We start from the raw sequence: 13190 nt of genomic DNA, 5'->3' as shown, positions 1-13190 counted from the left end.
GGAGGAAAAATTTTCAACACTTTAATCAGACAAAAATATTTAAGACCAATACTGTTCCGGAACAGTTATAACAAATGCTTGCTTCATTCATTAAAAAGCTCAAATGCTCAATTGCTCAAATGCTCATAGCTTATGATTAGGAGGAAAAATTTTCAACACTTTAATCAGACAAAAATATTTAAGACCAATACTGTTCCGGAACAGTTATAACAAATGCTTGCTTCATTCATTAAAAAGCTCAAATTCTCAATTGCTCAAATGCTCATAGCTTATGATTAGGAGGAAAAATGTTCAACACTTTAATCAGACAAAAATATTTAAGACCAATACTGTTCCGGAACAGTTATAACCAATGCTTGCTTCATTCATTAAAAAGCTCAAATTCTCAATTGCTCAAATACTCATAGCTTATGATTAGGAGGAAAAATTTTCAACACTTTAATCAGACAAAAATATTCAAGACCAATACTGTTCCGGAACAGTTATAACAAATGCTTGCTTCATTCATTAAAAAGCTCAAATGCTCATAGCTTATGATTAGGAGGAAAAATTTTCAACACTTTAATCAGACAAAAATATTTAAGACCAATACTGTTCCGGAACAGTTATAACCAATGCTTGCTTCATCAATTAAAAAGCTCAAATTCTCAATTGCTCAAATGCTCATAACTTATTATTAGGAGTAAATAATGTTCAAAACTTTAATCAGACAAAAATATTTAAGACCAATACTGTTCCGGAACACTTATGCGGTTAAACTACGTCTCGCTTATATCTTTACTTTAATTGGAATAATTTTCCCTCATCAATATGTATTAGCTCAAACTACTACAGAATATTATGCTGCTGTAAGTGAGGATAAAATTATTAATAATAACTCGGAAAATAAAAATGCTTCTGTTTATTTTAATCGGGGTGTCGATAAATATAATGATGGAAATTTTCCCGGAGCTTTGAATGATTTTAGTAAAGCGATTGAGCTGAGACCGGATTTTATTGAGGCTTATTATAATCGTGGTATTTTACGAATTGAATTAACAGACTATCAAGGGGGAATTGAAGATTTTACCAATGTAATTAATCTCGATCCTAGTCGCGTTGAAGCTTATTATAATCGAGGAAATATTCATAGTATTATTGGTAATTATCAAGCAGCAATTGTAGATTTTGATAAAGTTATTGAATTAGAACCAAATTTATTTTATGTCTATAGTAATCGTGGTGTTGCTCGTTCTGGAATAGGAGATGAACAAGGTGCAATTGCTGATTTTTCCAAAGCAATAGAATTAGAGCCAAATGCTGTGGATGCTTATAATAATCGGGGAATTATTCGGCGGAAATTAGGAGATTATCCAGGAGCTATTGCTGATTATTCTAAAGTAATTAAACTCAAACCTAATCATGCTCAAACTTATTTTAATCTCGGAGTTGCTAGGACTGAATTTGGAGATAAACAGGGTGCAATAGAGGATTATAATTGGGCAATTAAACTTAAGCCCGATTATGCTGAAGCTTATCTAAATCGAGGTAATATTTGGCAAAACTTGGGAAATTATCAGCAGGCAATAGCAGATTTTTCTCAAGCAATTAAATCAAATCCTGAATTAGCAGATGCTTATAATAATCGGGGTAATATTCGTCGTTTATTGGGAGACAACTGGGGAGCAATTATTGATTACGACCGGGCGTTAGGAATTGAACCAAATTTACCAGATGCTTACAATAATCGAGGGAATGCTTATAGTTCTTTGGGAAATTATCGGGAGGCAATTTCTAATTATAATCTGGCTTTGAAGCTTAATCCAGAACTATTTTTGACTTATCATAATCGGGGTGCTGCTTACTTAGAATTAGGAGATTATGAAGCGGCTTTAGCAGACCTTAATCGAGCCATTGAATTGCAGCCTAATTTTGCTAATGCTTATGAAAGTCGTGGAATTGTATATCAGCAATTAGGAAATTTGCCAAAAGCTCTCGAAGATTTACAGAAAGCTGCTGAATTGTTTGTAGAAGAAGAGAAAAATTTAGAGTATGAAAGAGTTAAAGAAGTAATTGATAAAATTGAGCGGAATGCTGATATTAAATCAATTTAATAGGGCAAGAATGAATACTTGTTTCAATCCCTAATAGGGATTTTAGTAAGTTTCAACTATCACTACAGGCGATCGCTACCTAGATATTATGTTTCAATCCCTAATAGGGATTTTAGTAAGTTTCAACACCTAAAATTAGCTTTTGGTATTTTCAGGTATTCGTTTCAATCCCTAATAGGGATTTTAGTAAGTTTCAACCCAGACCATTAATACTAATCGCTGGAATCCCTATAGTTTCAATCCCTAATAGGGATTTTAGTAAGTTTCAACGTACTTGATATTATTAATAATCCACAAGAGGAGTATGTTTCAATCCCTAATAGGGATTTTAGTAAGTTTCAACGTAGTTATTATTAGGAGTAAAACTATCATGAATGGTTTCAATCCCTAATAGGGATTTTAGTAAGTTTCAACCCAGACCATTAGCGACGATAAAGGAAGCCACATATGTTTCAATCCCTAATAGGGATTTTAGTAAGTTTCAACAATCCTCCTTAATCTTTATAGTACTGCTTGTCCTTGTTTCAATCCCTAATAGGGATTTTAGTAAGTTTCAACGCTTTAGTAGAGCCAACAAATACTTGATATTTTGTTTCAATCCCTAATAGGGATTTTAGTAAGTTTCAACCACAAAAAAATATTTGGAGTTACATCAAATTTCTGTTTCAATCCCTAATAGGGATTTTAGTAAGTTTCAACTCTGTCTCATTGTTTTCACTATTCTCGTTTGATGTTTCAATCCCTAATAGGGATTTTAGTAAGTTTCAACTGGTAGCGATTATTAGACTCAAATACAATAAATATGTTTCAATCCCTAATAGGGATTTTAGTAAGTTTCAACTTGGTTGCTGGAGTAGCTGCTCTTGTTCCAGATATTGTTTCAATCCCTAATAGGGATTTTAGTAAGTTTCAACTTATATCCGCCTTATGAGCAGGTTGGTTGTATACGTTTCAATCCCTAATAGGGATTTTAGTAAGTTTCAACATGGATCGAGCCGCCCTTAACCCAGGCTATTTTATACTGTTTCAATCCCTAATAGGGATTTTAGTAAGTTTCAACTATTTCAATAGTTATGTAGTTGCCTGTAGAAACAGAAGTTTCAATCCCTAATAGGGATTTTAGTAAGTTTCAACTAACTTAGAAGCCGAAAAGTCTACTATAGGGGTAATTTTGTTTCAATCCCTAATAGGGATTTTAGTAAGTTTCAACAGAGGGAGATATTCTAGCAGAACCATTATCTTCTAAGTTTCAATCCCTAATAGGGATTTTAGTAAGTTTCAACATTTTGTTAGGATGATATTTGTGATTAGCGCACAGCTGTTTCAATCCCTAATAGGGATTTTAGTAAGTTTCAACTTAAGGTCTATTACCCATTCTTCCTTCATCTCTCGTTTCAATCCCTAATAGGGATTTTAGTAAGTTTCAACTCCTGTTGCTTTAAGGCTTTGGCTTGATAAGTTGGTTTCAATCCCTAATAGGGATTTTAGTAAGTTTCAACATAACATTATCTTGTCTCCTTCGTCGTAACTGTTGTTTCAATCCCTAATAGGGATTTTAGTAAGTTTCAACCTATAAATTTTTCCTGCTTCACAATTATATTTTTGTTTCAATCCCTAATAGGGATTTTAGTAAGTTTCAACGTCTGTAATTGAGCCGTGAGAGCTACAATTTGTCCGTTTCAATCCCTAATAGGGATTTTAGTAAGTTTCAACCCTTCGGTAAAAGCTAATGATTTTATAAAAGAGCTAGGTTTCAATCCCTAATAGGGATTTTAGTAAGTTTCAACGTGGATGGGCTTATGAACCCGGTAGGATTTATTCGTTTCAATCCCTAATAGGGATTTTAGTAAGTTTCAACCAATGGGAGGCTGGTAATGGGTAAGTTCAAAAAAGGTTTCAATCCCTAATAGGGATTTTAGTAAGTTTCAACTTTTAGACCTTTCACTTTTTGAAGTGTGTCTGCTTCCCGTTTCAATCCCTAATAGGGATTTTAGTAAGTTTCAACTTTGCTTATGATTTTTGTTGGGTGATGTATTTATACGTTTCAATCCCTAATAGGGATTTTAGTAAGTTTCAACTGCAGGATTTTAGAACCCTTACCATATTTAGTTTTCAAGGTTCGATTGCGACCATCTATTAAAGAATAACATAATCCCTCAAAAATTTGCAAGAGCCAAAAAAAGATATTTTGCCAAAACCCCCGCCAGGCAAGCAATAGAGAATTTGCGACGATCGCCTCAAACCCTCTACCCACATCAAACCCTTTGCCAGACTTAATTTTAGCCATTATTTTCTCCCTCTCAATTTCTACAGCTACCGATCATCGCATTTACTCCTCTAATTTCTAAACAAAAAACATAGTATCATCCCTAACTTTTGGCCCACCAATTAGTTTTACTTCTACTTGACAACCAATTATTATCTCCTTTCTCTTCACTCCTGCCAATGCCTAGGGTCATCCAAACTATCTGCACAGATAATTCTTCCACTGAAACTGCCAATAATTCCCGGACGTAATTCCTGAACCATCCAAGCATCTGCATTCTTTTCAAGTATAGGATAGGTAGGCTCAAACCCAAGCTCCCCTGCAGGTTTAAATCCAAAACGTGGATAATATGTAGGATGACCGAGGACAAAAACTAAATCCACTCCAGATGTTGATAAAATCTCTAATCCTTTTTGAATCAATTTACTGCCAATACCTTGTTTTTGAACATCAGGCATAACTGCTAGGGGACCCAGAATTGAAATTGATAAAGGAACATTTGGCTCCAGAGTAACTCTTGAGAACATAATATGTCCTACTGCTCTATCTTCTTGGAAAGCTAACAGGGAAATAACAGGTTTAGCACTATCATCCGTTCTACTAAACTTACCCAAACTTACTCATACATGGTTGCATGAACTTTGGAGCTAGCTTCCTGCTTCTCTGAAGACCACTGACCGCAGTCTGTAACTTATCTTCTCCACAGGCTTAAATTCGCTTGAAACTCAAGCTACTGATTCACATAGTTTTTCAAGTTGATAGCAGCGTTTAAATCTCTATCAGCTTCAAAACTGCATTCACTACACTTATAAGTTCTCAAGTGTAACGGCATTTTCTGTTGATGCCCACAGTTTGAACATATTTGAGAACTTGGATAAAATCTATCAGCTATGACTAATTCACTGCTGTACCATTCACATTTGTATGTAAGTTGACGTTTAAATTCATAAAAACCACAGTCTGCTATGGCACTTGCTAGTTTATGGTTTTTGAGCATTCCACTTACATTCAAATCCTCAATTACTATGGTGCTGTGGTTTTTAGCTAACCATGTTGTGAGTTTATGTAGTGCGTCTGCTCTAATATCGGCTACTGCTTGGTGCGCGTTCCCTTGCGACTGACGTCGTCGCGGGGTCGCATCCGCTTTTTTGTGAACCTTTGCTAGTTTTTTTACTGCTTTGCGCCTGTTTTTGGTTTGCGTAGCATTCCGCAGGAAACCAATAACTTTTTTGCTGACTGCACGTTGATGACGAACTAATTGTTTTTTGGCTTGTCTGTAGGCTTTGACATTGGCAAATTTAGTTCCATCGGAACAGGTTGCTAATGTATTTATGCCTATATCTACACCAATAGTTTCTCCTACTTTTTCTGTTGGATAGGATTCAAAATTGTACTTGAAACTGATGTACCAACTATCTGCTTTTTTTGATATAGTGATGTTTTTTACTGGTACAGAGGGTAAGATTTCGTATGTTTTTACTATTCCTATTCTGGGTAATTGTATGTAGTTTCCTTGGAAAATTTTAATACTTCCTTCTAAATAAAAACTGTCTTTTCTACCTTTTTTCTTAAAGACCGGAAAACCACGTTTAGGAATAGTTAAAAAGTTTTTAAATGCCCTCTCTAAATCTCTTAATGCTTGTTGTGGGGCACCCGATCGACACCTCATAATACCAGGGATTAACTGATTTGACTTCAGCTACTAAACGTTTATGCAGGGTAATTGCACTGGGGCGTTTTTTAGTTTCTTCGTACTCTTTTATGCAAGTTGCTAATCCCCAGTTATAGGCATGACGTGCTACTCCTGCGTGTTTGGCAAGTATTGTTTTTTGTTGGTTGTTAAGTTTTAGCTTAGTCTTAAAAGATTTCATGATTATTGTTTTTGTTGGCACTAAGGGCGCAGTTATGCTGTTTCATCTATACTTAATAAGTTAAACATAAGTCTAGTATATCACATTAAATGTCTAATTATGTATCATTTTGTCCAATTATTTTAATACTGTTGATAGCCCCAAGAAGTAGTTGCACAATTTCAACAAACTCGTCTGAACCAAATGCCGCCCGTTCGACAGATAGTACATCATCTAAATCTGAATCTAAAGCGTCTCGTATAATCATTATTTATTAATACTATGTTCAATCTATATATATGTAATATCATGTTTGGTTGAATACTTACACTTTGGAGGAAGGAAGGCAGCTATGTTGAGGGCAGAAGGCAGAAGGGAATATTGGTTCAAGGCCAGAAGTTTTTTTTATAGAACCCCTGAGTGGCATCTCTAAAAATTTAGGCGGTCGCTCCTATTACTTAACTTAAACATATATCTTTTCGGAGAAAGACATTTCCAATCATCAAAAATCAAATCAATTATTGTAGAGCGTGTCATCAATTCTTTCCACCCTACTCCCTACTCCCTACTCCCTACTCCCTATTTTCTGGAGAGAACTAAAAGATACGATCGGGGGTTCTATAACTGATTATCCGAACATGATATAATACCAATCCGAAGCCAACGGATTTGATATTATTTCTTTAATATCAAATCCGATAGTTTTTGAATAATATAAGCTTTAAGCGTTTAGCCATCAGCTACATTTTATCCACACTAGGATGTAATTTAACACTCATTCCCGCCCAAGGAACATTATGTTCTGTACGAGTTACCAACCTTGCTTTACCAGTAACTAAATCGTACTTAACAAATTGACCATTAAATATCGCAAATAATTGATCGCCGTAAAAATCTAGGCTACCAGAATTCTTAATTCCACTAGGACCACCAACAGCAATAGGAGTACCATTATGATTAAGTCGCATCAGGTATCTTTGCCGATTATTATTATTAGCAAAATCTGAATATGCTCTGCCTTTACTATCAAAAGCTAAACCACCACAATAAAAAGGATAATAAGGTTTATAAGACTTAATAACTCTTCCCGCACCAGTCTTTACATTTACTCTTAATAATACTTGAGGACCCATGGCATAAAGAGCTTTTCTATGTTTAGAAAAAGCCAAACTAGCTACTTTACTATTACCTAATTTACCAATAATTGTAGTTTTGGCAGTAGTGGGATTTATTCTGACTAAATCTGTTGTTTTTTGGTCGCGCCACCGAATACCATAGAGTATATTTCCACAAAAAGCAATATCAACTATGTGCATACCCATAGAACCAATTAAGACTGTTTTTCCTGATTCTATATCTAGAGTATAGAGATTACTGGCTTTGCCTCTAGAGTACAAATCTTGAATATAGATTAATCCTTTAGTCTTTTTATAAACTACGTCTGATGTGTCTGGATGTTCTGAGGGAGAAACTACGTCTAGGTCTTTTTGTTCTATATCAGTGGGCGGTTCCGATGACTCTGGGTACAATAGGAGACCTGATGGAGATGCTTCCTCTGGTAGTTGGAATTGTTCTACTACATCAGTTGATAATTCCGAGGAGTCTGGTTGTGACGGTGGTGGAGGAGATGCTTCCTCTGGTAGTTGGAATTGTTCTACTACATCAGTTGATAATTCCGAGGAGTCTGGTTGTGACAGTGGTGGAGGAGATGCTTCCTCTGGTAGTTGGAATTGTTCTACTACATCAGTTGATAATTCCGAGGAGTCTGGTTGTGACAGTGGTGGAGGAGATGCTTCCTCTGGTAGTTGGAATTGTTCTACTACATCAGTTGATAATTCCGAGGAGTCTGGTTGTGACAGTGGTGGAGGAGATGCTTCCTCTGGCAGTTGGAATTGTTCTACTACATCAGTTGATAATTCCGAGGAGTCTGGTTGTGACAGTGGTGGAGGGGATGTTTCCTCTGGTAGTTGGAATTGTTCTACTACATCAGTTGATAATTCCGAGGAGTCTGGTTGTGACAGTGGTGGAGGGGATGTTTCCTCTGGTAGTTGGAATTGTTCTACTACATCAGTTGATAATTCCGAGGAGTCTGGTTGTGACAGTGGTGGAGGGGATGTTTCCTCTGGTAGTTGGAATTGTTCTACTACATCAGTTGATAATTCCGAGGAGTCTGGTTGTGACGGTGGTGGAGGAGATGCTTCCTCTGGTAGTTGGAATTGTTCTACTACATCAGTTGATAATTCCGAGGAGTCTGGTTGTGACAGTGGTGGAGGAGATGCTTCCTCTGGTAGTTGGAATTGTTCTACTACATCAGTTGATAATTCCGAGGAGTCTGGTTGTGACAGTGGTGGAGGAGATGCTTCCTCTGGTAGTTGGAATTGTTCTACTACATCAGTTGATAATTCCGAGGAGTCTGGTTGTGACAGTGGTGGAGGAGATTCTGGTTTTTTTTCTGACTTTCCCAGGGGTTTTGTCTTCTGATTTTTTTTATTTTTTTTCTGTATAGCACCAAATAAATTAGTAGTTTTTTTGAGGGGATTAAGAATAAAAGATAAATCCCCTTTCTCTTGCCGATCTTTGAAATTTTTCATCTCAAACTTTTTAATTTAATATTAAAGGGTTTAGAAATAGACATCTCCTTAAATTAAAATTTAACTACTGTTTTACAAGAGTTATAGATTAATTATCGGAGATATCTAATAGAATCAGGACTTACGCATTAGGTAGGAAAAACTAGGATTTGAGATTGCTTTCCGTCCCGGAATACTTCGCAAACCCTATCAGTCGCTTCGGACAAAAATACCTTGTATTGCTTGACTACTCCCCGCAGCCGTTGCCGAGGGGATTCTAAGTTGATACTACGCAACAGGATAAATCCGTGTTGCTTCGTCTATTCTTAGCTGACCAAAGATATATTCTTTGGGGACGATGTCATTGTGCCCCTACACAGTCGGCTTAAGCCTAAACCTAGCTTTCTGCTTACTTTTGTCTAAACATTTGTATATCCAGATAATAGGACAGGACAACTTTAGTTGTCTAGTCTAAACAACTCGCTTGTTTTCATCCCCCGGTTAAAACACGCTTGCTCTCAACGTCGCTTTTCGGTAAGTCCTATTTACAGCGCTTTTGCTCATTGAGAAACCACATCTTCACAGGCAAAACCTTGTAGGAACGTTTTATGGAACGTCCCTACTTTGGTCTACCTAAATGAAAACCGCTGTAAGTTATACTAAACTAGGAGAAACTACAGGTTCTCCTATTTCAGTTTCATCAGTGATTCCTACTGCAGGCGATCCTGCTAGAGCTGTTAAACCAACTGCTTCAGCATATTTTAAGTAAGTTTCTACTGAAGCAATAACTATCCTAGCTTCAACTGCAAGTAATTCAATACCCACTAAAGAAAGACGAACCCAGGCATCTATGACAACACCTTTGTCAAGAATCCGGTCTACGACTTCAGCTAGACTGGAAGATGAGTTAACTTTTTCTACTGCCATAATTTTGATTTATTCCTTGATTTCAAAGTATTGAACTGCTTAGGAACTCCAAACATAATCATGTAAATTAGTTCGGAAGCGTTGTAATTTGTCAGTCAATTCCTGAGCCATTAATACTCGCTCGGAACTGAATTGTCCCTGAAGTTGCAATACTTCAAGCTTAAGTTCTGATACTTCTTGCTTGCGTTTAGCAATATCTTCTAACCGATCCTGACGTGCTTGTTGTTCGTACAAACGCAGTGCTTCAATATAGTCTTCTAAAATTTTCCGCACTTGTTGATGACGTTCGGCATTATCCAGTTGTCTTTGCTGTTTTTCTGCCGAACATGTTTCCTGCAGTTTTGTCACAAACTCCTGCAGCATAGTATGAAGCACCTTAGCTTCTTTGTCAAGCTCTTGTCTACTTTTGTCAAGCTCTTGTCTAATAGTGCTAAGTTTCGATTGAGTTTGTTGTCTGTGCTGGGCTACCTCTAGTTTGCGTTCGGCAATTTCCGTTAATCTTTGCGACCGCTCTTTTGCCCAGATATCTTGAAGAGCCATAATTAAAGTTGTGCCTTTGTATTAATAAGCTCCAGCAGCAGCAGGTTCTTTTACTCCTACTGCTTCCATTGGTTTATCGTCAAAATCAATAGCTTCTCCTGGTGCTGCTGCTAGAGCTGTCAAACCAACTGCTTCAGCATATTTTAAGTAAGTTTCTACTGAAGCAATGACTACCCTAGCTTCAATTGCCAGTAATTCAATACCTACTAAAGAAAGACGAACCCAAGCATCTATGACAACACCTTTGTCAAGAATCCGATCCACAACTTCAGCTAAACTAGAAGATGAGTTGGTTTTTTCTACTGCCATAATTTTTATTCCTTAATTTTCAACAAGCATCAGTTTAACACCTTCTAAAAATCTAGACAATCACTAGACACGCTCTTCATCGGTGACTAAAAGCGATTTTTCGACTCACCTTTCCATAAGTCTACTGGCATGGGAAGGTTAATATTCCACTCAAACACATTGAGTTTAGGATGCCCTCTGGGGTTTTCATCCTTATGAAAAGTCGAGTGCAAAACACTCCATAATCGTTGCTAAAATCTTCTGGTCTTAGCAGACGTATGTAATAATAACACAGATTAATGGATTGACTACTCCCCGCAGCTGTTGCCGAGGGGATTCTAAGTTGATACTACACAACAGGATAAATCCGTGTTGCTTCGTCTATTCTTAGCTGACCAAAGATATATTCTTTGGGGACGATGTCATTGTGCCCCTACACAGTCGGCTTAAGCCTAAACCTAGCCTTCTGCTTACTTTTGTCTAAACATTTGTATATCCAGATAATAGGATAGGACAACTAAAGTTGTCTAGTCTAAACAACTCGCTTGTTTTCATCCCCCGGTTAAAACACGGGGGCTTTCAACGTCGCTTTTCGGTAAAATATTTTAGAGGTATCAGAAACAGATTACTGCTGACAAACGTACCATTGACACTTATATTCAAGCTGTCGTCTAAACTCATAAAAGCCTTAGTCGGCTATAGACTTAGCTAGTTTGTCTTAAAGTTTCATCTCTTGATCTACCAACACCAATTTTTTAGTTTACTTTCAAGTAGACGCTGCTAATACTAGGATGCCGAGATCGTAATTTACAGATATTTTTCAATCCCAGATAACTATAACATGAAACTTGTCATTTTGATCGTAATTTTCAGAATTGACTTCTCACCCGACTAAAGTACGGGTCATTCTAAGTAGTGGTTCGTGCAATTCGTTTGAAAAACACGATTCTGAAAGGCTACTAGCTATCACTGGACTTGATTAATTTTTTCCAGTTGTGGTAGCTCATATACTACCTACCGACTCAAATATGCTGACAAGAATGCCACATACATCGCCCTGACTTTTGTCTTGCTTTCAAGAGTGGTTTTACACTTACGATCAAGCTATAAATCCCTACCTTGTTGGGGTGTTTGTCTGTGCTGAGTATCTTGGTAGAACCATGCTACAGTTTCTTTCCCACAGGGGGTTTTACCCATACAAGCAGTGAGTCTATGGGACAAACCTTGTTCCTACTCGCATTCATTGGTATTATTACACACTTTGGGATATTTGGGAATAAATTTCCACAACTTGTTTTCATCTAAGGGCTAAAGCCACTTGGCTTTCAACTGCACGTTTTTTTTGTAAAAATCAGACAAAATGATAAGGTGGAAGTGGCTCACTCAAACTAATTTGCCAATAAGAACACTCAGCTTGCCAAGTTGGTAATTGTTGAGTAGTTAGAACTTCTACCTCACGATTAGCCAACAAATGGACCTGTTTCGTTTTCTCCTGTGTGCTATCTTTGCAGACTGCTTTGGGATACTCCTTGAGAATTAATGGACATATTTTTTCCCACTGTTGACGTTGTTCAGTTTGAAAAGCTTGCTGTTGTTGAAATTGTTGTTTTTTAGCTAATAAATAAGCTTTGCCACGAGCATCACTAATTTCTAGACTAGAAGGAGGAGAAACTGGAGAAAAACTCACAGTATATTCTACCTTTTCTTGTAGTTGAGCCAAAATTGTCAGGTATTGCTGCTGGTAATTTTGTAAGTGATTAATAATATTTTCAACAGCGGCAAAAGCATTTCCAAATCTGAGTGGTATTAGGGGAGTTTGCTGAAATATTTCTCTAATTACCCGATCGTGGGTTAATACTGCTTGGAGTAATTTTTCGTCTGTTTCTTGTATTGCTTCAATAGATATGTCTGCTTCAGTTATAGCAGCCAGATTTTGATCTGCAATTAATTCGACTTCCTGTTTCATACCTTTTGGCAATGCTAAGGATGATTTGGGTAAATTAACGAAAGCGTAGACATAACATGACATTTTAGATGTTTGGCGTGATAGAAGTAAGTTTTTTTTGCTCGTAGGTTGGGTTGAGGATGCCCCGTTAGCGCAGCTTATCCGTAGGATAAACCCAACACAAATAATACCATTTCATGGAAGTCAAAAGTCAAAAATCAAAAGTAAGATTTTATCGGCTCAAAACTTGATTAAAATGGTACAAGAATTTATTGGGTTGAACCAGTTAAACCCAACCTACATTATTCTATATGGAATTAATTCGATTTCCTGTTTCATACCTTTTGGCAATGCTAAGGATGATTTGGGTAAATTAACGAAAGCGTAGATATAACATGACATTTTAGATGTTTGGCGTGATAGAAGTAAGTTTTTTTTGCTCGTAGGTTGGGTTGAGGATGCCCCGTTAGCGCAGCTTATCCGTAGGATAAACCCAACACAAATAATACCATTTCATGGAAGTCAAAAGTCAAAAGTAAGATTTTATCGGCTCAAAACTTGATTAAAATGGTACAAGAATTTATTGGGTTGAACCAGTTAAACCCAACCTACATTATTCTATATGGAATTAATTCGATTTCCTGTTTCATACCTTTTGGCAATGCTAAGGATGATTTGGGTAAATTAACGAAAGCGTAGATATAACATGAC

10 protein-coding genes, 1 pseudogene and 1 CRISPR repeat array are annotated in these 13190 nt (G+C 36.8%); of the genes and pseudogenes, 2 read left to right on the top strand and 9 right to left on the bottom strand.

Features of this window, described 5'->3' with window-relative positions; genetic code table 11:
- The first annotated feature begins 689 nt into the window (after positions 1-689).
- Entirely contained in the window at positions 690-2093 is a 1404-nt protein-coding gene (locus SAGCYANO_RS02435) for a tetratricopeptide repeat protein (RefSeq protein ID WP_202218629.1), read from the top strand.
- A 20-nt stretch (positions 2094-2113) separates the two neighbouring features.
- Positions 2114-4171: direct repeats of the CRISPR family, unit length 37 nt; unit sequence GTTTCAATCCCTAATAGGGATTTTAGTAAGTTTCAAC.
- Positions 4172-4526: 355 nt separating this feature from the next.
- Here SAGCYANO_RS02435 and SAGCYANO_RS02430 read toward each other — a convergent pair.
- From SAGCYANO_RS02430 to SAGCYANO_RS02395, 9 genes and pseudogenes are all read right to left on the bottom strand, one after another.
- Positions 4527-4973, bottom strand: a complete 447-nt coding sequence (locus tag SAGCYANO_RS02430; RefSeq protein ID WP_202218628.1) for a GNAT family N-acetyltransferase — start codon at positions 4971-4973, stop codon at positions 4527-4529.
- 116 nt (positions 4974-5089) lie between these two features.
- Positions 5090-6028, bottom strand: a complete 939-nt coding sequence (locus SAGCYANO_RS02425) for a transposase (protein WP_237395638.1) — start codon at positions 6026-6028, stop codon at positions 5090-5092.
- Positions 5970-6230, bottom strand: coding sequence for a helix-turn-helix domain-containing protein (locus SAGCYANO_RS43855; protein ID WP_237395627.1), 261 nt, complete (start codon positions 6228-6230; stop codon positions 5970-5972). Before SAGCYANO_RS43855 ends, SAGCYANO_RS02425 begins: the two co-directional genes overlap by 59 nt.
- A 97-nt stretch (positions 6231-6327) precedes the next feature.
- The gene (locus SAGCYANO_RS02420) at positions 6328-6477 is read right to left on the bottom strand and encodes a hypothetical protein (protein ID WP_202218627.1); all 150 of its coding nucleotides are present in this window, start codon (positions 6475-6477) and stop codon (positions 6328-6330) included.
- A gap of 472 nt (positions 6478-6949) precedes the next feature.
- Complete coding sequence (locus SAGCYANO_RS02415) at positions 6950-8800, bottom strand: hypothetical protein (RefSeq protein ID WP_202218626.1); 1851 nt, start codon at positions 8798-8800, stop codon at positions 6950-6952.
- Between the two features lie 633 nt (positions 8801-9433).
- Positions 9434-9706 (bottom strand): gas vesicle structural protein GvpA, encoded by a 273-nt coding sequence (gene gvpA / locus SAGCYANO_RS02410; protein WP_202218625.1) that lies wholly within the window; start codon positions 9704-9706, stop codon positions 9434-9436.
- Between the two features lie 39 nt (positions 9707-9745).
- Entirely contained in the window at positions 9746-10246 is a 501-nt protein-coding gene (locus SAGCYANO_RS02405; protein ID WP_202218624.1) for a hypothetical protein, read from the bottom strand.
- A 99-nt stretch (positions 10247-10345) separates the two neighbouring features.
- A pseudogene (gvpA, locus tag SAGCYANO_RS02400) lies at positions 10346-10555 on the bottom strand (gas vesicle structural protein GvpA); the annotation flags it as partial.
- A 1330-nt stretch (positions 10556-11885) separates the two neighbouring features.
- A complete protein-coding gene (locus SAGCYANO_RS02395) occupies positions 11886-12563 on the bottom strand; it encodes a GvpL/GvpF family gas vesicle protein (RefSeq protein ID WP_202218623.1) in 678 nt (225 codons plus the stop codon).
- Between the two features lie 34 nt (positions 12564-12597).
- On the opposite strand from SAGCYANO_RS02395, the gene SAGCYANO_RS02390 reads away from it, so the two are divergent.
- Positions 12598-12867: a hypothetical protein gene (locus SAGCYANO_RS02390; RefSeq protein ID WP_202218622.1), complete on the top strand. Its 270-nt coding sequence runs from the start codon at positions 12598-12600 to the stop codon at positions 12865-12867.
- Positions 12868-13190: the final 323 nt, after the last annotated feature.

The organism is Okeania sp. KiyG1, from assembly GCF_014132355.1.
Classification (GTDB): Bacteria; Cyanobacteriota; Cyanobacteriia; order Cyanobacteriales; family Microcoleaceae; genus Okeania.
Note: the sequence above shows the minus strand (reverse complement) of the source record. Positions and strands in the feature narration are given on the sequence as shown.